We start from the raw sequence: 20,954 nt of genomic DNA, 5'->3' as shown, positions 1-20,954 counted from the left end.
TCAAGGTGCGCTGGAGGCATTGAAACGCTGCCGATCGGGTTTAGGTCGGGTGAAACGCCTGCTGTGCGACAGCGGCTACATCGGAGATCCCTTCGCCGAGGGCGTACAGGACATTCTGGGCAAGCATGTCACCGTACAGATTGCCAAGCGCAGCGAGCTGCATACCTTCAAGGTCATGCCCAAGCGCTGGAGTGTCGAACGCAGCTTTGCCTGGCTGGAGAAGAACCGGAGGCTATGGAAGAACTGCGAGCGAAGGCTCAATACCAGCTTGCAGTTCATCCATCTGGCGTTCCTGGCACTGCTGCTCAGGAGATCGTGAACAGGTTCTAAGACCGCGGAGTTTTTGATAGGGGGAGTTCTCGCCGTTCCATGAGCGTTGTAGAGCACAACTGCAGCCTGTGGGTTGCCAGCCAGGCCGTCACGCGCAATATACTTTGTTCAACTTGCTTAATGGATGAGAACGGCGGACGCATCACGATGAAACCGGCTGTGTCTGCTGTGGTCAAATTACCATGAGCATGATGGGGACGCCGTAATGGGCATGGGGATCGAGATGTTTCGTTGGGTCATGGCGGCTTTGCTGATTGGCGGCAGCGGCTACGCCGTGGCGCGGCATTTGCAGAACAGTAATACCGCCGGGCATTACCGCTCGGTCGAAGTTATTCGCCCGGAAGGCACGCCCAAGGCGATGGTGATCTTGCTGCCCGACAGTAGCCATCCAGAGGACAGCCAGCGGCTGGCCGACACGCTGAGCAACGATGGCGCGCTGGTCGCGGTGGTCGACACCGCCAAGTACCGCGAACACGCGCGCGCGCATCAGGTCGCCTGTAGCTCGCTGGCCGACGATGCCGAGCGGCTGGGCAAGAAATTATTGCGCGCCGAACATGTCGATGCGTTCCTGCCGCCGGTGTTGGTGGGGCAGGGCGACGGCGCAGTGCTGGTGCGCCAGGCAGTCGCCTCGGCCGCGCCGGACGTGCTGGCCGGCGCGGTAGTCGCCGACGCCGGTAACAAGGATCCAGGGCTGGCGTGCTCGCGCGATATGCCCAATGTCAGTCAGGGTTTCCTCGACAATTTGGCCGATGACTCCAGTCCGATGCAGATTGCTGCGGCTGTACGCGGCCACTTCCCGGCTGCGCAATCTCAAAGCCTGGGTGATTTGCCGCTCGTAGAACTGCACGCACCCGGCAGCGACCGTCTGGTGGTGATGCTCTCCGGCGATGGCGGCTGGCGCGAACTGGATAAAGGCATTGCAGCGCAGCTGCAGCAGCAGGGCGTGTCGGTGGTGGGCTGGAACAGCCTGCGCTACTTCTGGGGCAGCCGCACGCCGCAGCAAGTGGGCGCGGATCTGGACCGGGTGATCGCCAGCTATCGCGAGCGTTGGCATATTCAGCACGTCGCCCTGGTTGGCTATTCGTTCGGTGCCGATGTGTTGCCGTTCGCCTATCCGGAACTCTCGCCGGAGCAACGCGCCTCGGTGCAGTTCGTCAGCTTGCTCGGCCTTGGCCACAAGGCCGACTTCAAGGTGCGCGTCGGTGGCTGGCTGGGCTGGCATAACGATGCCGAGCGCGATGTGGAGCCGGCCATCCAGTCGCTGGACGCGCACCGCCTGCAATGCATCTACGGCGACGAAGAAAAAGACACGCTGTGCCCGGAACTGCGCGCGCGCGGCGTGCAGGTGCTGGCACGCCCGGGTGGGCATCACTTCGACCACGATCCGGTGGTGCTGGCCAATCTGCTGATGGAGGGCTGGCAGCATGCAGCGCAGACGCCGATTGCGGAAACAGCGAGTCGCTCCTAATGCTGCTCGGAACGAACAAGGCGGTGCATAACGTTTTCCAGAGCGGTTGATCGACAAGCAATCATCGCCACCGCGCACCTTCCACCATGCGAAGGTGCGCGCCGCTGAAGCGCTGCTGGCGGCCTTGCTTCAGCGAAATCCCGGATTCACTCGCCACCCCTGGCGTGTCGAAGGTCCTCTCTGGCACCGCGCAGGCCCTCCTGGCACTCCATGGAGTGGGCGCCTGCGAAGAGTGCATGGCGGCGCTGAGCGTCGGCAGTGCTGCAGGAGCCACAATGTCGCGCATGGCTTGCCGTCAGCGCTCGCCGGGCTCTACGCGCACCTCGATGCTGCCATCGGCCAGCTGTGCGCGCAGGCGCTCGCCTGCTGCCACCTCGGCGGCGCTGCGCACCACGCTGCCATCGGCAGGGCGGGTCACGATGGCGTAGCCACGCGCAACCGTGGCCAGCGGATTGACCGCTTCCAGCGAGCGCGCAATGCTGCGCAGCTGCAGTTGATCGTGCTGCAAGCGTCGTTGCATCGCCGCCTGGGGATGCAATGCCCGCAGGCGTTGCTGCAAGCCGGCCAGATGACGTTGCGGGTTGTGTGATTGCACCTGCGCGTGCCCACGCTGCACACGCGCCTGCAAGCGCTCGAGCACTTGCGTCATGCGCGCACCCAGCTGGCGACCGGCCTCTTCCTGTCGGCGATGAAGCAGTTGCAGGCGCGCCTGCGGGCTATGCGCACGCAGGCGCAGCGCAAGCCGGTCGGCGCGTTGCATGGCATTGCCCAAGGCGTGTTGCTGCAGCTGGGTCATGCGGGCCTGCGCGCGTCGCACGCGCGCGACCAGCTCGCGTTGATCGGGCACCAGCAATTCGGCCGCCACCGACGGTGTGGGCGCACGCACGTCGGCCACGAAATCGCTGAGGCTGAAGTCGGTCTCGTGGCCGACCGCAGACACCACCGGCGTCTGCGCAGCGGCAATCGCACGCGCCAGGCGTTCGTCGTTGAAGGCCCACAGATCTTCCAGCGAGCCGCCGCCGCGGGTGATCAGGATGACGTCGTAGCGCCCGGACGCATCGGCGCGTTGCAGCAGCGAGGTGATCTGTGCGGCAGCGCTGTCGCCTTGTACCAGCGAGGGCAGCAGATCCACTTCGAGTAGCGGAAAGCGCCGCGCCAGTACGCTGAGCACATCGCGCACCGCCGCGCCGCTGGGCGAAGTGATGACCGCTAGCCGCTGAACATGCGCCGGCAGTGACTGCTTGCGCTCGGCATCGAACAGGCCTTCTGCAGCAAGGCGTGCACGCAGTGCGTCGAAGGCGCGACGCAACGCGCCTTCGCCGGCTTCTTCCATATGGTCGAGCACCAGCTGGTAGTCGCCGCGTGCTTCGTACAGGGTCAGGCGCCCGCGTGCCAGCACGCGCAAGCCTTCGCGCGGCTGGAATTTCAGCCAGGTGCTTTTGGGCTTGAACATCGCGCAACGGATCTGCGCACGCGCATCCTTCAGCGTGAAATACAGATGCCCCGACGAGGGCCGGGTGACGCTGCTCAGTTCGGCTTCCACCCATACGAGCGGGAAGCTGCCTTCCAGCAGGTCGCGCGCTAGCGCATTGAGCTGGCTGGGAGTAAGGATCTGTTCGTTGCGCTCGGCCATCGCCGCATTATCCCGTAGCGAAGAAGACCGTGGGTGACTAGCTGACACACGCCCATGCAATTGGAGGCCGCATCGACGACCAGCGCGTACACGTAGCGGCCGCAGGCGCCTCAGGCGCGAGACACGCCAGCGAATGCCCGTTGGCTCACAGACCGTGTTGCGACAGCGCCCAACCAACGTGTTCGCGCACCAGCGCCGAGTCGTCGTGGCGACGCGCTTCCAGTGCGGCGATAACCTCTGGTGTGCCGGGCGCGTTGCCCAGACCCACGGCGATATTGCGCAGCCAGCGTTCGTGTCCGCTGCGGCGGATCGGGCTGCCCTCGGTGCGGCGCAGGAATTCGTCTTCGTCCCAAGCAAACAGCTGCGGCAGCGTTGCCACGTCGAGTTCATTGCGGGCGCGGAAATCGGTTTCGTCCGTACGCTTGGCGAACTTGTTCCAGGGGCAGATCAGCTGGCAATCGTCGCAGCCGAAGATGCGGTTGCCGATCGGCTTGCGCATGTCTTCGGGAATTGGGCCGTCGTGTTCGATGGTGAGGTACGCGATGCAGCGGCGCGCATCCAGCCGGTACGGCGCGATGATGGCTTGGGTGGGGCAGATATCGATGCAGCGCGTGCAGGTGCCGCAATGTGCAGTCGCGGGTGTGTCGATCGGCAGCGGCACGTCGAGATAGATCTCGCCCAGGAAAAACCACGAGCCGCCGTTGCGATCGATCAGACAGGTATGTTTGCCGATCCAGCCCAACCCGGCGTTGCGCGCCAGTGCGCGCTCCAGTACCGGTGCGGAATCGACGAACACGCGGAAGCCAAACGCGCCGATTTCGCCTTGGATACGTTCGGCCAGCTTCTGCAGCCGGTTGCGCATCAGCTTGTGGTAATCGCGCCCCAGCGCATAGCGCGCCACATAGGCGCGCTTGCCGTCGTGCAAGGTGTTCCAGGCCTCGGTGTCGTCCTTGCGGCCGTAATCCATGCCCACCGACAACACGCGCAAGGTGCCGGGTACCAGCTCCTGCGGGCGCGAGCGCTTGTCGCCGTGCTGGGCCATCCAATGCATGGTGCCGTACAGGCCTTCTTCCAGCCACCTGCGCAGATGCACCTCGTCTTCGCCCAGCTCGATGCCGGTGATGCCGCAGCGTTGAAAGCCGGCTTGGCGCGCAAGCACGCGAATGCGCGCAGCGGCATCGGCAGGGTCGGGGCGGGCAAGGACGGCGGACATGGCGACCAGTATAGAATTCCCGGCATGTACGCACCGCTCGATCTTTACGACACCGCCGCCGCGCGCACGCTCGATGCGCAGGCCACCACGCTGCTTGGCGGCGACGGCTACATCTTGATGCAGCGCGCCGGGCAGGCGGCCTGGCAGTGGTTGCTGGAACGCTGGCCGCAGGCGCGCCGCATCGTGGTGGTGTGCGGCACCGGCAACAATGGTGGCGATGGCTATGTGCTGGCGCGCCTGGCGCACCGTGCAGGGCGCCAGGTCCGCGTAGTGCATCTGCCCGAGCACGGCCCCGGCTCGGACCTGGCGCAGCGTGCCTGCACCGATTACCTGGCGGTCGGCGGCGCGATCGAATTGTTTCCGTATCCGCTGGCGCAGGCGGATGTGATCGTCGATGCGCTGTTCGGTATCGGCCTGAATCGCGCACCGGACGACGCTGCCGCTGCGTTGATCGACGCCATGAACGCGGCCGGCGTGCCGGTATTGGCGCTGGATGTGCCCAGCGGCATCGATGCAGATCACGGGGTCGCTTTCGGCGCCGCGGTAAATGCCGCGCTGACCTTGCAGTTCATCGTGCCGCATCTCGGGCTCTCCACCGGCGATGCGCTGGAACACGCCGGCGAACGTGCAGTCGCGTCGCTGGAGGTGCCGGCTGCCGCATTCGATGGACTGACGCCAGCCGCCCACAGTTGGAATGGCGACGCACTGAGGGCGCAGTTGCGTCCGCGTCGCCGCAACACGCACAAAGGCGAATCCGGGCGGGTGCTATGCGTGGGCGGCAATCTCGGCAGCGGTGGCGCCATCATGCTCACCGCCGAAGCGGCGTTGCGCAGCGGCGCCGGCTTGGTGCAGGTCGCCACGCGCGCCGAGCATGTGACCCCATTGCTGGCGCGCTGCCCCGAGGCGATGGTGCGCGCCGTGCAGGCCGATGACGACGTCGCCGCGCTCGCGAACGCTGCCGATGCGGTCGCGCTCGGGCCCGGGCTAGGGCAGGACGCCTGGGCACAAGCGCTGTGGCGCGCGGCGCTGGGCACCGACACCGCGGTGGTGATCGACGCCGATGGCTTGAATCTGCTTGCTGGCAACGCGGTGCCGGCGCGTGGCCCGCGCATTCTGACCCCGCACCCGGGCGAAGCCGGTCGTTTGCTGGGACGTTCGACCGCGCAGATTCAGCGCGATCGTCCGGCCGCTGCGGCTGCGTTGGCAAAGCGTTACCACGCAGTGGCGGTGCTCAAGGGCGCCGGGACGGTGGTCGCCGCGCCAGACGCACTGCCACGCATCATCGACGCAGGCAATCCAGGCATGGCGGTCGGCGGCATGGGCGATCTATTGACTGGCGTCATCGCGGCATTGTTGGGGCAGGGCTGGTCGCCATTCGACGCCGCCAGCCTTGGCGCCTTGCTGCATGCCTGCGCCGGCGATGCAGCTGCGCGCGCCGGCGAGCGCGGCTTACTGCCCACCGACCTGCTTCCCGAACTGCGCCGCCTCGCCAACGCTGGAGCCATTGCGTGATCGACCTCAACGGACACCTGCACGACGCGCAAACCACCGAAACCCTGGGCCAGGCTCTGGCCTCGCTGCGGCCCGCCAGCGCGGTGGTGCAGTTGCATGGCGACCTGGGCGCCGGCAAATCCACCCTCGCACGCGCGCTGCTGCGCGCACTCGGCGTCACCGGGCCGATTCGCAGCCCGACATACACCCTGGTCGAACGCTATCCGCTGAGTACCGGCGATGAAGCCTGGCATCTGGATCTGTATCGCATCGGCCACGCCGGGGAACTGGATTTTCTCGGGCTCGACGAAGGCAGTGCGAGCCTGTGGCTGGTGGAATGGCCGGAGCGCGGCGCTGGTGTGCTGCCGCCGGTCGATCTGAACGTGGAGCTGGCCGTTGCCGGCGAAGGCCGCAGCGTTCGGTTGCTGGGCCGCAGCGCGGTCGGCAACGGCTGGCTGGAGCGTCTGTCGCAGCAGCCCCAGTTGCAGGCCTTTTTTGCCGCCTCACGAGAAGAATGAACGCCAGGTTGTGGATTATTAAGGGAAATCACCTTGCAATTCACACAGTTGGATGATTGAATCCAGCGCAATGACACCGGGGATCCGCCAGTTCTGTGTTTCCGCCCTGACCGCCAGCCTGAGCCTGGCGGTTTTTGCTGGGTGGGCCGGCGAAATTAAAGGCGTGGGCGTGAGTACCGGTGCCACCGGAACCCGCGCAGAAATTCAACTGGCCGGCAGCGGTGGCTTCAAGACCTTGTCGCTGGCGAACCCGAATCGCCTGGTCGTCGATTTTCCAGATTCCTCCGGCGTGCGTGGCCTCAAGCTGCCGACTGCCGCTGGGCTGGTGACCTCGGTGCGCACCGGGCAGCCGGTGCCGGGTACGTTCCGGGTGGTATTCGAGCTGGCAACGCCGGTGACGCCACTGAAGCCGCAGATGCAGACCATCGGTAGCGGCTCGACGTTGGTGATCGAATGGCCCGGCGATCCGCCCCCGGCTGCTACCTCCGCGGTTGCCACGGCTGCAACGCCGGCTTCGGCCCCCACGCCGCGTCCGCTCAATGCACAAACCGAGGCCGCGCGCGCAACTGCCGCACTGGCCGCTTCTGCGCAGCAGCGCGCCTCCTCAGTGCCACCACCCCAACCGCAGACGCCGTCGCCCGCACCGTACGTGCCAGCGTCGGCGATGCCAACCATCACGCAGGCGCCGGTTCCGACCACCGTTGCCACTGGCATACCGACGCCGCGGCCCACCACCGATAACGCAGCGCCGACTGGCGTCGCGGGCAGCGTGCCCAACCTTGCCACCGCGCCCACCGGCAACGCATTGGCTGGCGCAGTGGCGGCCGGGAGTAGCGCAGCCGCAGCTGCCATCTTGAACGGCGACAGCGCACCGATGGGGGTTGCGACGTCAGGGAGTAGCGCAGCAGGCACCTCCAACGGCGGGTCGAGTGCCGTGGCCGCTGCCAATGACGACGACGATGACGACCTTCCGCCGCGTCCGGTCCTGCCCAACGAAGCCTCGCGGATCAAGATGGCACCGGGCATGCGTGTGCTGATCGTGGCGATCGATCCAGGCCATGGCGGCCAGGATCCGGGCGCCATCGGCCCCACCGGCAAGCGCGAGAAGGACGTTACCCTGGCGGTGGGCCGTGAACTGGCGCGCCAGATCAATGCCACGCCCGGCATGAAGGCGTACCTGACCCGCGACACCGATGTCTTCATTCCGTTGCCGATGCGTGCGCAGAAGGCCCGCGCCGCCAAGGCCGACATCTTTATCTCGATCCACGCCGACGCCGCCGAAAACCGCAGCGCCACCGGCTCCTCGGTCTACGTGCTGTCGACCAAGGGCGCCTCGTCGCAACGTGCGCGCTGGCTGGCCGACAAGGAAAACGCCGCCGATCTGGTCGGTGGCGTGCGCTTGCAGCAGACCGAAAGTACGCTGGCCAATGTGTTGCTCGACCTGGCCCAGAGCGGGCATATGAAAGCCTCCGAAGACGCCGCCGGCCATGTGTTGGGAGGGCTCAAGCGCATCGGCAACAACCATAAGTCGCAGTTGGAACGCGCCAATTTTGCGGTGCTGCGCACGTCCGACATGCCGGCGATGCTGGTGGAAACCGCCTTCATCTCCAATCCGGATGAAGAGCGTCGCCTGGTCGACCCGGCTTACCAGCGCAGGATTGCTGCAGCCGTGCTGGATGGCATCGATACCTTCTTCACCCGCCAGCCACCGCCAGGCACGTTGTTCGCCGCGCGTGCGCAGGCCGAAGCCGATGCGGTCGGCACCGTGGCCGGAGGCAGCCGCTGACCCGCTCGGATATCATTGCGCACTGATTCCTTGATGACGGCGCCCGTGCGCCGCCGGATTGCCGTGCCGACGTCTGTCTTGCTTTTTCCTCCCACGATGCGCCGCGCTTTGCGCTTCCAGCAAGGGAGCACGCGCTGATGGCGATCCGTCAGTTGCCCGAGATGTTGATCAACCAAATCGCTGCCGGCGAAGTCGTCGAGCGGCCCGCGTCGGTGGTCAAAGAACTGGTCGAAAACGCACTTGATGCCGGCGCCACGCGCGTGGACATCGAACTTGAAGAAGGCGGCGTGCGGCTGATCCGTATCCGCGACAACGGCGGCGGCATCGCCCCGGACGAACTGCCGCTGGCCGTGTCCCGGCATGCCACCAGCAAGATCGCCTCGCTGGACGATCTGGAAACCGTGGCCACGCTCGGCTTCCGCGGTGAAGCCTTGCCGTCGATCGCCTCGGTCAGTCGGTTCACCCTGACCTCGCGCCGGCACGATGCCGAACACGGCTCTGCACTGGAAATCGACGGCGGCCGCCTGGGCGAGGTCGTGCCGCGCGCACATGCGCCGGGTACCACGGTCGAAGTCCGCGAGTTGTTCTTCAACGTGCCGGCACGGCGCAAATTCCTGCGTGCCGAACGCACCGAACTCGGGCACATCGAAGAGTGGCTGCGCTCCTTGGCGCTGGCGCGGCCGGATGTGGAATTGCGCGTCTCGCACAACGGCAAGCCGTCGCGTCGCTACAAGCCGGGCGATCTGTATTCGGATGCGCGGCTGGGCGAAACCCTCGGCGAAGATTTCGCACGCCAGGCCTTGCGTGTGGATCACAGCGGCGCCGGTCTGCGTCTGCATGGCTGGGTTGCGCAGCCGCATTACTCGCGCGCCAGTACCGACCAGCAATACCTCTATGTCAACGGCCGTTCGGTGCGTGACCGCAGCGTGGCGCATGCGGTGAAGATGGCCTACGGCGATGTGCTGTTCCATGGCCGTCAGCCGGCGTATGTGTTGTTTCTGGAACTGGACCCGGCGCGCGTGGACGTCAACGTGCACCCGGCCAAACACGAGGTGCGGTTCCGCGAAGCGCGGCTGATCCACGATTTCGTCTATCGCACCTTGCAGGATGCATTGGCGCATACCCGCGCCGGGGCGACGCCGAACAGTATCGGCAGCGATGGTGCCGGCTACACAGGTGCTACCGCTGGCGAAATGGGCAACATCGCTAGCGGCGGCCCTGCGAACCATGGCAACGCACCCGGTCGCAGCGGTAGCGCTTACAGCTACGCCAACTGGACGCCCTCGCAGACACCGTTGGGCCTACGCGTGGACGAGGCGCGCGCCGCCTACAGTGCGCTGTATGCGCCACCGCCGCGCAATGCACCGCAATCGACAGGGATGCCAAGCATGGCTGGCACCGGATTGCCGGCAACCTCAGAAGATAGCGGAGTGCCACCGCTCGGGTACGCCATCGCGCAGTTGCACGGCATCTACATCCTGGCCGAAAACGCCGAGGGTCTGATTGTGGTCGACATGCACGCGGCGCACGAGCGCATCGTCTATGAGCGGCTTAAAAATGCGCACGACAGCATCGGCCTGCATGCGCAGCCATTGCTGGTGCCGATGACGCTGGCGGTGGGCGAGCGCGAAGCCGATACCGCCGAGCGCGAAGCCGACACCCTTGCCACGCTCGGTTTCGAGATCACCCGCGCCGGTCCGCAGTCGCTGCACGTGCGCAGTATTCCCGCGCTACTGGCCAATGCCGAACCGGAAGCGCTGCTGCGCGATGTGCTCGGCGATCTACGCGAGCATGGTCAAAGTTGTCGCATCGCCAGTGCACGCGACGAACTGCTTTCCACCATGGCCTGCCACGGCGCAGTGCGCGCCAACCGCCGCCTCACCGTGCCGGAAATGAACGCGCTGCTGCGCGATATGGAAGCCACCGAGCGCTCGGGCCAATGCAACCATGGCAGACCGACCTGGGCTCGGTTTACGCTGAGCGATATTGATCGTTGGTTTCTCAGGGGACGTTGATGGCAGTGCACAGGGAGAAGGGCTGGCTGCTCGTCATGCTGGTTGCAGTGGCAGTGGCAGTGGCAGTGGTCGGTTGCGGGCGCGATGCGCCACCGCCGGCCGCGCCGGTCGCACTCGACAAGACATTTCTGGCCGATACCGCCGCATGGCGCAAAGCCCGTTTGAACGAGCTGCGCGCACCCGACGGCTGGACCAGTCTGGTCGGCCTGCACTGGCTGTCGCTGAAGGCGCATTACATCGGCAGCAGTGCCGACAGCGGTATCAGACTCGCGGTAGGCCCGCCGAAGATGGGCATGGTGTCCACCGAGAACAACGCGGTCTGGTTCGTGCCCGAGCGTGGCGCCGCGCTGACCCTCGATGGCAAGCCGCTGACCAGCCGAATCCGCTTCCAGTCAGACCGCGATCCGCAGCCCACACGCATCTATTTCGACGATGGCAAAGGCGTGTTGAGCCTGATCCATCGTGGCGACCGCGATGCGCTGCGAGTCAAGCATGCCGACGCGAGCTCGCGCACGCACTTCGCTGGTCTGGACTACTGGCCGCTGGATCCGTCCTGGCGCATCACCGCGCGCTACGTGCCCAACGCTGTCGGCAAGACCATCCCGATCGTCGACATCGTCGGTATCAGCAGCGAGCAGCCCAACGCGGGTGCCATCGAGTTCGAGCGCGATGGCAAGACCTATCGATTGGAAACGATCGGCGAGCCGGGTCGGCCGATGTTCGTGGTCTTCGCCGACCGCACCAGCGGGCACGGCAGCTATCCGGCCGGGCGCTTTCTGGACCTGGACGTGCCCGATGCCTCCGGAAAGGTCGTGGTTGATTTCAATCGCGCCTACAACCCCCCATGCGCATTTACACCCTTTGCCACTTGTCCACTGCCGCCGCCGGAAAACCGGATCGACCTGGCAGTGTCGGCAGGTGAGAAGGCCTACAAGGTGCCGCACTGACATGCGCGATGTTGATATGTGCGGAGGAACACCATGACAGGGAAACGGACAACCTCGACGCGCCAGCGTGTTGCCGCCTGGTGCAGCGGCGCGCTGCTCGGCCTGAGCTTGTGGAGCGGGGCGCTCGTGCCAGCGTGGGCACGCGGTGCAAGCGATACACCGGCCGGCCCGCCCGTGCCGCTGCTATGGAAGGTCGATGGCAAGGGCGGCACCCTGTATGTGCTGGGCTCGTTCCATGTGCTCAAGCCCAGCGACTACCCGCTATCGCCGGATGTGATGCAGGCCTTCGCCAAGGCCGACCGGCTGCTGTTCGAGCTGCCGCCTGACGACGCACAATCGCCTGAGCTAGCCGGTCGCATGCTGCAGGCCGCGCGGCGCACCGATGGGCGCACGCTGCAGGACACGCTGGACGCAAAAACCTGGCAGTCACTGAGTGCCTATGCACGCAGGTACGGCATGCCGCTGGAGAGCTTGCAGCCGTTCAAGCCGTGGTTCGTGGCGCTGACGATCAGCCTGGCCGAGATGAGCCGACAAGGCATGGACCCGAACGCGGGGCTGGACCATTACCTGATGCAACAGGCGCAGGCGCGCGGCAAACCGGCCGATGGCCTGGAGCGCGCCGCCGAACAGATCGCCTTGCTCGATGGCATGTCGCCGACCGAGCAGCATCAGTTGCTGGAAGAGTCGCTGGACGAGGCCGATGCCACCGACCAGCTACGCCAGCTGCATGCAGCCTGGCGCAATGGCGACGTGCATACGCTGTCCACGCAAATGGCCGAGGACATGCGTCGCCAGTATCCGGCGCTGTATCAGGACATCAATGTCGAGCGCAATGCGCGCTGGGTGCCGCGTCTGGAACAGCGGCTCGGCAAAGGCGGCACCACACTGGTAGTGGTCGGCGCGCTGCATTTACTGGGGAACGACGGGATCGTGGAGCGTCTGCGCGCGCGCGGCTACCACGTGGAGCGGATCTGCTCGGCCTGCGCAAAGCAGGCCGGCCGCTGATCGACTGCGCCTGCGAGCGTGAGGCTCCTGGCGCAGCTTTAGACTTAGAGCGGCTAACAAAACGACTGCGCTCACCGCCAGGCGGGAGCGGCCGGTGCTCGGAATCGGCATGTAGCAGGCGTCCACTGCGGTTCTGAGCGCGCCGGCTGCTCGCGACGTTTTGTTAGCCGCTCTTAGCCGCGGTTGCGGGCCTTGCCGGTGGTGCCGTGATGATTGTTCGGCGTGCCGTGCGTGCCGGTTCCAATCGGGCCGCTGCCCAGGCCGCTTGCACCGGGCGGGTTCGGCGGCGTGCCAGGGCCAACCGGGCGACCGAAGCCGGCGCCGAAATTGCGCTGGAACTCCTGCCACAACTCCAGGTTGCGCTCGGTCAGCTGGTTCATCATCGCCCATGGCGTCTGCCCGAGCAGGTTGCCCATCTGCTGGCGGAACTGCTGCTGCTGATCCAGGAACACCTGCATGCTGCGCTCCAGGTAGTTGCCCATGAAGCCCTGCAGCGAATCGCCATAGAACCGGATGATCTGGCTCAGCAGCTGGGTGGAGAGCATCGGCTCGCCGTCCTGTTCGCGGTCGGCGATGATTTGCAGCAGCACCGCGCGGCTCAGGTCTTCGCCACTCTTGGCATCGCGTACCTCGAATTCTTCGCCATCGATGATCAATTGGCGCACATCTTCGATGGTGATATAGCTGGAGATTTCCGTGTCGTAGAGACGGCGATTGGGATACTTCTTGATGATGCGAAGTCCGGCCATGGAACGTTCACCCACACTGATAGTGCGCGCAGGATGGCGCACCGCAGCAGCGCTTGCAACAGCCAAAACGCCTGATTTGCCTAAGCGGACACATTAAAAATGTTGCGCAGCATGGTTCTCGTTGCAAATCCATGCTGCACCGCAAAGTTGCAGCAAACGTTACCAGCCCATGTGGTGGCCGCCGTTGATGTCCAGATTGGAGCCGGTGATCCATGCAGCCTCTTCCGCAATCAGAAAGGCCACCGCATAGGCGATCTCTTCCGGGCGACCCAGGCGCCCGGTGGGGATGTCGGCCTCGATCTTGGCGCGCACTTCCTCCGGCACCGCCATCACCATGTCGGTGGCCACATAACCGGGCGAGACCGTGTTGACGGTGACCCCGAATGCCGCGTTTTCGCGCGCCAGCGAGATGGTGAAGCCGTGCATGCCGGCCTTGGCAGCGGCGTAATTGGCTTGGCCGTACTGACCCTTGAGTCCGTTAATCGAACTGATCTGGATCACTCGGCCCCAGCCGCGCTTGCGCATGCCTTCGATCACCGGGCGGGTCACGTTGAAGACCGAATTGAGGTTGGTGTTGATGACCTCGTGCCACTGCTCGGCGGTCATGCGGTGGAAGGTGGTGTCGCGGGTGATGCCGGCGTTGTTGACCAGGATCTCGATTGGCCCCAGCGCCGCTTCGACCTCTTCCACCAAGGCACGCGCATGCTCGGACGAGGCCACATCGCCGCGAAACAACGCGACGTCATAGCCCTGTGCCTGCATGCGCTGCTGCCAGTCGCGCGCCTTTTCTTCATTGCGGAAGTTGCTGGCGACCCGGTGGCCCTGGTCGGCCAGGCGCTTGCAGATGGCAGTACCGATACCGCCGGTGCCGCCGGTGACCAATGCGACGCGAGATGTCATGACGACTCCAATCAACAAGTAAGGCTGAGGGCGATCCAGGAGCGTGCCGGCGCGGCCACGCCTGGATGCCGGTGCTGGGGCGCAATTCTAGTCACGCTGGCGCTCGTATGCGCAGGTAGCGCGGTCCCGCTGGCGTTGGCGCGGCAGCAACTGCGGCGAAAAATGCCGCACGGCCTGCTGCAGCAGGGTCGTGACCGTCGCGCGCCGCGGCAGCGCGTCCGGGCGCTGGCCCAGCCCGGCCCAGGCGGCGTGCAGGGCCGGCAGTGGGTCGGTATCGTCCAGCGCGGGTGCGCCGTGCGATTTGGACAGCTTGCGGCCATCGCCATCCAGCATCAGTGGCAGATGCAGGTAACGCGGCTGCGGCACGCCCAGTGCGCGCTGCAGCAGCATCTGGCGCGGAGTGGAGTCGAGCAGGTCGGCGCCGCGCACCACATCGGTGATGCCCTGCGCCGCATCGTCCACCACCACCGCCAGTTGGTAAGCCCAGTAGCCATCGGCGCGGCGCAGCACCACATCGCCCACATCTGCGTAGACATCCTGCAGCACGCGGCCGTGCAGCGCGTCGTCGAAGCCGACCGGCGATTGCGGCGGCACCCGCAGGCGCACCGCACGGCGCGCGCCGAGTGGCGCGACGCAGGCATGGTGGATACCGCCCATGCCGGCCAGGTCTGCGCGGCTGCAGCTGCACTCGAATGCCTGGCCGGTCTCCAGCAGCCGGTTGATGGCGGCAGTGTAGGCGGCGTCGCGCTCGGACTGCCGGATCACGGGAAGATCCGAGTGCAGCCCGAAGGCGGTCAGGGTGCGTAGTTGCCGTTCGGAAGCGCCGGGTTCGGCGCGCGGCGGGTCGATGTCTTCGATGCGGACGCACCATTGTCCGCCGGCATGCCGGGCGAGCAGCCAGCTGCCGAACGCAGCGAGCAGGGAGCCGAAGTGCAGCGGGCCGGTAGGCGAGGGCGCGAAGCGGCCGAGATAGGAGGGCGATGGCATGGGCAGCTGAATCGTCGGTCAGCTGCTCGCTTGATTTCAAGCCGCCGCACCCGCAGATCCGCAACAGTTCACCCCGCATCCGTGGAGCCATCGCGCCATGTTCAACCGCATTTTCCTGTTCCTGCTGACCAACGTTGCGGTGCTGATGCTCGCCGGCGTCGTGATGTCGGTGTTGGGCGTCAATCCCGCGCAAATGAGTGGTCTGTTGGTAATGGCCGCCATCTTCGGTTTCGGCGGCTCGTTCATTTCCTTGCTGCTATCCAAGTTCATGGCCAAGCGCAGCACTGGCGCGCAGGTCATCACCGAGCCGCGCACGCCCACCGAGCGCTGGTTGCTGGAGACCGTGCGCCGTCAGGCCCAGGCTGCCGGCATCGGCATGCCGGAAGTGGCGGTCTACGACGGCCCGGAGATCAATGCGTTCGCTACCGGCGCGAACCGCAACAACGCCCTGGTGGCGGTGTCTACCGGCCTGCTGCAGCACATGGACCAGGATGAAGCCGAGGCGGTGCTCGGCCACGAAATCGCCCACGTTGCTAATGGCGACATGGTTACCATGGCGCTGTTGCAGGGCGTGCTCAATACCTTCGTGATCGTGCTCGCACGCGTGGTCGGCGGCATCATCGACAGCGCCGTGTCGGGCAATCGCGACAGTGGCCGCGGCTTTGCGTACTACATCATCGTGTTCGTGCTGGAGATGGTGTTCGGCATGTTCGCGACCATGATTGCGATGTGGTTCTCGCGCCGTCGCGAATTCCGCGCCGACGCCGGCGGCGCGCAACTGGCTGGCCGCAGCAAGATGATCGCTGCGCTGGAGCGGTTGTCGCTCAATCATGGCCAGAACACTTTGCCTTCGCAGGTGCAGGCATTCGGCATTTCCGGCGGGGTGGGCGACGGCCTGCGCCGCCTGTTCCTGAGCCATCCGCCGTTGACCGAGCGCATCGCTGCACTGCGTGCCGCCAACGGCACTGCGATGTAAGTTGTCGAGTTGGTCGTCGCTTTTAGACAACAAAAAACCCGCGGAATGCGGGTTTTTTGTTGTCGCGCGATAGTGTGGAACGAGCGGAACGGTACCGGCTCAGCCGAACTCGTAGTTCATCAACGGCCCGGTCGGTGCCACGAAATCGCCCTGTACGTAATCCACGCCTGCAGTGAAGAAGCTGCTCATCGACTGCGCATCGGCGACGAATTCGGCCATTGTCAAAATGCCGGCCGGCTGCGCGCGCGAGGTGATCTCGCGGATCTTCTCCTGGCTTTCCCGGGCCGAGGCGATGTCGCCGGTGATGCCGCGATCCAGTTTGAGGAAGGCGGGCTGGAAATGCGCCAGCAACTGAAACGAATCCAGGCCCGACCCGAACTGTTCCAGCCCGACCTTGCAGCCCATCGCCGACACCGCGCTCAGGAACTGCTGCGCGTTGCGCAAATGGGTAAACACCTTCGACTCTGGCGTCTGCAGCCACAGCCGTTCACCGGGCACGCCGTACACGGCCAACTGCTCACGGATGGTGTCGATCATCTGCGGGTCGGAGAACGAATTGGGCCCGATGCGTACCAGCAGGTGCGTCTTGTGCCCGGCACGTTGCCGCTCGCCCAGTTGCCGGATCGCGCGCGCCACCACCCAGCGGTCGATCTCGGTGACCAGATCGTGCTCTTCGGCAATCGCCATGAACGCATTCGGCGACATCATTTCGCCATTGCGTTCCAGGCGCAGGAAGGCCTGATACAGCTCCAGCGGCTCGCCTTGTAGATTGAGCACCGGCTGGTAATACAGCACGAAGCCGTCGCCAACCAGGGCCTCGCGCAACTGCTTGACCCAGCGCTCTATCCGTTCTTCTTCCGCCCGATCGGCCGCGGCCGGGTCGTAGATGCTGATCGCATTGCCACCGAGCTCGGCGGTGGTGCGCACCGCTTCGGTGCCGCGATTGAGTACCTGACCAATACTGGCGATCTTTTCGCCAATCTGTACGCCGCCGATGCTGACCGTCACCGTGGCCGAACGCACGCCCACGCTGAAGACGTGCTGAGCGAACGCATCTCGCACGATTTCCGCCAGTGCGTGCGTGCGCGCGTAATTGCCGTTCATCAGTAGGGCGAAACTGTGTTCGCCGAAGCGTGCGGCAACCACGCTGTCGTCCAGCACGCTGGCGACATGCGCGGCGAGCGCGGCGATCAGTGCATCGGCCGAATCCAGGCCAAATTCCGGGAGGATGCGGGCGTAATGATCCGGCTCGATCAACAGGAAGCCCGACTGGCCTTCGCTACGACCGGCCTGCGCCACGGCCTGTTCCAGCGCCACCATGAAGGTAGGACGATTGAGTAGACCGGTGACCTGGTCGCGTTGACGCAGGTCTTCGACTTCGCGTGCCAATTCCGGGTCGAACTCCTCCCGGCGGCGGAACACCACCTGGATGCACGGCTCGCCTTCGTAGGTGGCGGTGGCAAATTCCATCGTGGCCGGGAAGGTGTCGCCTTCCACGCGGCGCGCGTCGAGTTTGTACTGCGCCGGCGGCGGCTCACCCTTGGACATCGCCTTGAGCAGCTGTTTGAAATCGTCGACGTACTGCGCGGCGATCATGTCCAGCAACGAGATGCCTTCGACATCGTCGAACGACTCGAAGCCGAACATTTCCAGATAGGCGTCATTGGCGCGGATGTGCATGCCTTCATGCACGTAGGCGATCGGGTCGCGCGAGGACGCGATGAGGGCGTCGCAGCGGCGCTCGGTTTCGCGCATCTGCGCTTCGATGCGGCGCAGCCCGCGACGGGCCTGCAGGTCGTTCCATTCCGAGCGCACCAGCGCGAGCAAGTGTGCGGGGCGGTTACGCAAGGCAATGGCACGCACGCCATGCGAAGCGGCCTCGACCAGGGCGTTCTCTTCGATTCGCTCGGCCAGCAAGATGACCGGTATGTCCTTGCCGCTGCCGGCGATCTGCGTCTGCAGGGCGCTCATGGGGATTTGCTGCGCCTGACCCAGGATGGCCAGATCGATCTGGCCCGACAGCATGTTGGCCAGTTCCTCCTGGTTTTGCGGCCGCGAAGGGCGCACCGCAATGCCGCCGTTACGCAGCGCGGTGACGATGGTCTCGGCACTCTCCACGCTGTCGTCGACGATCATCAGGCGGAGGGTGAGATCTTTGCCTTTTTGCATGTGCGGCTCCCTAGAGACGGGATTTAATACACCAAGGGGTTGGGCGCGTCCACGTGTGTGGAGCATGCCGCATCGAGTGTGAGATGTGGAGCAATATTTAAGGGTGAAATGTGTCGTTCGGAGAATGTCGACTGGGTTTGAATGCTTGCTGTTCATGCAGAGACGGCGTCTGTATTGCCGGCCCCGTTTTCGGTGAGTGACCGGCAACGCCTTGCCATCGGGGTTACGCCACGCTCCCCGCCGCATGGCCAGACGCCCACGCCCACTGGAAGTTGTAACCGCCTAGCCAGCCGGTGACGTCCAGCACCTCACCGACAAAATACAGGCCCGCCACCAAGCGCGACTCCATGCTCGCACTGGAGACCTGATTGGTATCGACCCCGCCCAGGGTGACTTCAGCCGTCCGGTAGCCTTCGGTGCCGCTGGCCACCAGCGCAAAGCTACCCAGCAACTCGGCAGCGGCCTGCAACTGCGGCGGATCCAGCTGGCGCACCGGCTTGTCCGGCAGCCACACCTCGCACAGGCGTTGTGCAAATCGTTTAGGCAGTACATCGGCCAACACGTTGCGCAGCTCGGTGGCACCGCGCTGCTGCTTTTGTTCGCGCAGCCATGCCGCTGCATCGTGACCGGGCAGCAGATCCAACCGCAGGTCGTCTCCGGGCTGCCAATACGAGGAGATCTGCAGAATCGCCGGGCCGCTGACGCCGCGGTGGGTGAGCAGCATGAAGTTGCGGAAGCTGACCCCGTTGCACTGCGCTTCGACCGGCAAGGCCAGCCCCGACAGCTCCTGCAAACGCTCCTGGTGCTTGCCGCTCAACGTGAGCGGTACCAGCCCGGCGCGCGTGGGCAGCAGCGCATGGCCGAATTGCTTGGCCAAGCTGTAGCCAAAGCCGCTGGCGCCCATGCTGGGAATCGACAGTCCGCCGGTGGCCACGATCAGCGATTGCGCCTGCACGCGGCCCTGGCTGGTCTGTACGTCAAATCCATCGCTGCTTCGCTGCATCGACAGCACCTCGCACTGGGTGCGGATCTGCACGCCGGCCGTGTCGCATTCGTCCAGCAGCATGCGCACGATCTGCTTGGACGAGATGTCGCAGAACAACTGGCCCAGCTCTTTCTCGTGATAGGCGATGGCATGCCGTTCGACCATCTCCACAAAATCTGCCGGGCTGTATCGCGCCAGCGCGGATTTGCAGAAGTGTCGATTGGCCGAAATGAAGTTGCCGGGCGTGGTGCCGGTGTTGGTGAAATTGCAGCGCCCGCCACCGGACATCAGGATTTTCTTGCCGACCTTGTTGGCATGATCGATCACCAGCACCTGGCGGCCGCGCCGGCCGGCAGTGAAAGCGCTCATCAGCCCGGCGGCGCCGGCACCGATGACCAGCACGTCGCAACGCATGCTCATTCGGCAGGAGCTTGCCGCACCATCTGTGTCAGGGTAACGCTACCGTGGTCGGCCAGCATCTGCACATCGCCGTCCTGAATGATCACGTCAAAGCGCATGCCGCGCTGGATCAGGGCGCCCAGTGCTTCGGTGGCCTGCGAGTCGAGCTCGATCACGCGCAGATTGCGGTGACGACCCATGGCATTGGCATGCTTCTTCCACCAGGTTTCGGTGGCCTGTCCGCCGTAGCCGATCACCACCGCCTCGCGCGACCGATTGCAGGCCTTGCGCACGCGGCTTTCGTCGGGCTGGCCGAGGTCGATCCACAGGTCGGGGGCGCCGGTGTAATCGCGGCGCCACAGGTCGGGTTCGTCGTCGTTGCTGAGACCACGGCCGAATTCCAGCCGGTCGTCGGCGAACAGCGCGAACGCCAGCAGCCGCACCATCAGGCGCTCGTCGGTCTCGGAAGGATGCTGGGCCAGGGTCAGCGAATGGTTGGCGTAATAGCCACGGTCCATGTCGCTTATCTGAAGTTCCGCCCTGCGGACGGTGGCGGTGAGTGCCATCAGGATGCCGATTGCAAAGGGGGCTTATGATACGCGCCTGGTCCATTCGTCGTACGTCATGTCGCCCGTGTCACAGCGGTGGGCGTGGTTGCGCGGCGAGCCAGCGATCCAACTGTGCGGCGAAGGCTTGGCGATCGCGCGCATGCAGGGCCGACGGTCCGCCGGTGGCGATGCCTGCACCGCGTAACTCTTCCATGAAGCCTCGGACTGACAGTCGCTCCTTGATGGTGTTGCTGGTGAACGGTTCGCCACGCGGGCCAACCGCGGTAGCGCCGGCTTCCAGTACGCGGGCTGCGAGCGGGATGTCCTGGGTGACGACCAGGTCGCCTGCAGCCACCCGTTCGGCGATCGCGTCGTCGGCTGCGTCCGGACCGCCTGGTACCTGGATGGCACGCACATGGGGCAGGGTGGGCGTGCTGAGAGAGTGGTTGGCGACCAGGGTCAGGGCGGTGCCGGTGCGCGCGGCGGCGCGGAACAGGATGTCGCGGATCACCGCCGGGCAGGCGTCGGCATCGACCCAGATCTGTGCAGGCTTGGGGGTGTGAAGCGGTTTCATCTGGTTATTTTCGATGGGGAGAGTCCTGACAGACAGTCGGATTTGGCCTGACTGCAAAAGATTTGACGCAGGGTGTCGCTTTTTGTCCAAAACACGAGTACTGTGCACGTACTGTGTTTGCAAGGGTCACCGTGAATCGTGGCCTGGTGCAGCCGGATCGTTACAGATCTTGCTTCATCGTTCCGCTTTACCAACGCCTGCAACTCAGTCTCAGCTCCGGCTTTTCGGATGCTGCGATTTATCCATCTATAGTTTCAGGAG

General features: G+C 65.1%; 18 protein-coding genes. 9 read left to right on the top strand and 9 right to left on the bottom strand.

Annotated elements, in window-relative coordinates:
- Together WJW29_RS19005 and WJW29_RS19000 are read left to right on the top strand one after the other, a co-directional pair.
- Positions 1-319: transposase (locus WJW29_RS19005; protein ID WP_146767475.1), on the top strand; the 319-nt coding region annotated here is incomplete at its 5' end.
- A 216-nt stretch (positions 320-535) separates the two neighbouring features.
- On the top strand, positions 536-1,798 hold the full coding sequence (locus WJW29_RS19000; protein WP_011259340.1) for a virulence factor: 1,263 nt from the start codon (positions 536-538) through the stop codon (positions 1,796-1,798).
- A 295-nt stretch (positions 1,799-2,093) separates the two neighbouring features.
- Here the strand turns inward: WJW29_RS19000 and xseA are convergent, their stop codons facing one another.
- Together xseA and queG are read right to left on the bottom strand one after the other, a co-directional pair.
- Positions 2,094-3,431 (bottom strand): exodeoxyribonuclease VII large subunit, encoded by a 1,338-nt coding sequence (gene xseA / locus WJW29_RS18995; protein ID WP_041182164.1) that lies wholly within the window; start codon positions 3,429-3,431, stop codon positions 2,094-2,096.
- A 145-nt stretch (positions 3,432-3,576) separates the two neighbouring features.
- On the bottom strand, positions 3,577-4,644 hold the full coding sequence (gene queG, locus WJW29_RS18990; RefSeq protein WP_113014281.1) for a tRNA epoxyqueuosine(34) reductase QueG: 1,068 nt from the start codon (positions 4,642-4,644) through the stop codon (positions 3,577-3,579).
- A 24-nt stretch (positions 4,645-4,668) separates the two neighbouring features.
- On the opposite strand from queG, the gene WJW29_RS18985 reads away from it, so the two are divergent.
- The 6 genes from WJW29_RS18985 to WJW29_RS18960 all read left to right on the top strand — a co-directional run bounded on the left by WJW29_RS18985 (position 4,669) and on the right by WJW29_RS18960 (position 12,406).
- Entirely contained in the window at positions 4,669-6,156 is a 1,488-nt protein-coding gene (locus tag WJW29_RS18985; RefSeq protein WP_011259337.1) for a bifunctional ADP-dependent NAD(P)H-hydrate dehydratase/NAD(P)H-hydrate epimerase, read from the top strand.
- Positions 6,153-6,653: a tRNA (adenosine(37)-N6)-threonylcarbamoyltransferase complex ATPase subunit type 1 TsaE gene (gene tsaE, locus WJW29_RS18980; RefSeq protein WP_011259336.1), complete on the top strand. Its 501-nt coding sequence runs from the start codon at positions 6,153-6,155 to the stop codon at positions 6,651-6,653. The genes WJW29_RS18985 and tsaE overlap by 4 nt, the downstream gene beginning before the upstream one ends.
- Before the next feature lie 70 nt (positions 6,654-6,723).
- Positions 6,724-8,439: an N-acetylmuramoyl-L-alanine amidase gene (locus tag WJW29_RS18975; protein ID WP_171970805.1), complete on the top strand. Its 1,716-nt coding sequence runs from the start codon at positions 6,724-6,726 to the stop codon at positions 8,437-8,439.
- Between the two features lie 137 nt (positions 8,440-8,576).
- Positions 8,577-10,454 (top strand): DNA mismatch repair endonuclease MutL, encoded by a 1,878-nt coding sequence (gene mutL / locus WJW29_RS18970; RefSeq protein ID WP_011259334.1) that lies wholly within the window; start codon positions 8,577-8,579, stop codon positions 10,452-10,454.
- Positions 10,454-11,401: a DUF1684 domain-containing protein gene (locus tag WJW29_RS18965; protein ID WP_041182163.1), complete on the top strand. Its 948-nt coding sequence runs from the start codon at positions 10,454-10,456 to the stop codon at positions 11,399-11,401. The genes mutL and WJW29_RS18965 overlap by 1 nt, the downstream gene beginning before the upstream one ends.
- A 33-nt stretch (positions 11,402-11,434) precedes the next feature.
- A complete protein-coding gene (locus WJW29_RS18960; RefSeq protein WP_011408749.1) occupies positions 11,435-12,406 on the top strand; it encodes a TraB/GumN family protein in 972 nt (323 codons plus the stop codon).
- A 173-nt stretch (positions 12,407-12,579) separates the two neighbouring features.
- Here the strand turns inward: WJW29_RS18960 and phaR are convergent, their stop codons facing one another.
- The 3 genes from phaR to gluQRS all read right to left on the bottom strand — a co-directional run bounded on the left by phaR (position 12,580) and on the right by gluQRS (position 15,042).
- Positions 12,580-13,155 (bottom strand): polyhydroxyalkanoate synthesis repressor PhaR, encoded by a 576-nt coding sequence (gene phaR, locus WJW29_RS18955; RefSeq protein WP_011259331.1) that lies wholly within the window; start codon positions 13,153-13,155, stop codon positions 12,580-12,582.
- 159 nt (positions 13,156-13,314) lie between these two features.
- Positions 13,315-14,055: a beta-ketoacyl-ACP reductase gene (locus tag WJW29_RS18950; RefSeq protein WP_011408747.1), complete on the bottom strand. Its 741-nt coding sequence runs from the start codon at positions 14,053-14,055 to the stop codon at positions 13,315-13,317.
- Between the two features lie 87 nt (positions 14,056-14,142).
- Positions 14,143-15,042, bottom strand: a complete 900-nt coding sequence (gene gluQRS, locus WJW29_RS18945; protein ID WP_011259329.1) for a tRNA glutamyl-Q(34) synthetase GluQRS — start codon at positions 15,040-15,042, stop codon at positions 14,143-14,145.
- A 97-nt stretch (positions 15,043-15,139) separates the two neighbouring features.
- Here gluQRS and htpX point away from each other — a divergent pair, with 97 nt between their 5' ends.
- Positions 15,140-16,018, top strand: coding sequence for a protease HtpX (htpX, locus tag WJW29_RS18940; RefSeq protein ID WP_011259328.1), 879 nt, complete (start codon positions 15,140-15,142; stop codon positions 16,016-16,018).
- A 99-nt stretch (positions 16,019-16,117) separates the two neighbouring features.
- Here the strand turns inward: htpX and WJW29_RS18935 are convergent, their stop codons facing one another.
- From WJW29_RS18935 to WJW29_RS18920, 4 genes are all read right to left on the bottom strand, one after another.
- Complete coding sequence (locus WJW29_RS18935) at positions 16,118-18,187, bottom strand: EAL domain-containing protein (protein WP_012444707.1); 2,070 nt, start codon at positions 18,185-18,187, stop codon at positions 16,118-16,120.
- A 223-nt stretch (positions 18,188-18,410) separates the two neighbouring features.
- Positions 18,411-19,592, bottom strand: a complete 1,182-nt coding sequence (locus tag WJW29_RS18930) for an NAD(P)/FAD-dependent oxidoreductase (RefSeq protein ID WP_011259326.1) — start codon at positions 19,590-19,592, stop codon at positions 18,411-18,413.
- Positions 19,589-20,137 carry a YaeQ family protein gene (locus WJW29_RS18925; RefSeq protein ID WP_011259325.1) on the bottom strand — a complete coding sequence of 183 codons (549 nt, stop codon included), beginning with the start codon at positions 20,135-20,137 and terminating at the stop codon, positions 19,589-19,591. The genes WJW29_RS18930 and WJW29_RS18925 overlap by 4 nt, the downstream gene beginning before the upstream one ends.
- 70 nt (positions 20,138-20,207) lie before the next feature.
- A complete protein-coding gene (locus WJW29_RS18920) occupies positions 20,208-20,693 on the bottom strand; it encodes a YaiI/YqxD family protein (protein WP_011408745.1) in 486 nt (161 codons plus the stop codon).
- Positions 20,694-20,954: the final 261 nt, after the last annotated feature.

The organism is Xanthomonas sp. JL1, from assembly GCF_038405005.1.
The sequence above is the reverse complement of the archived record's forward strand: the minus strand, read 5'-3'. Positions and strand labels throughout refer to the sequence as shown.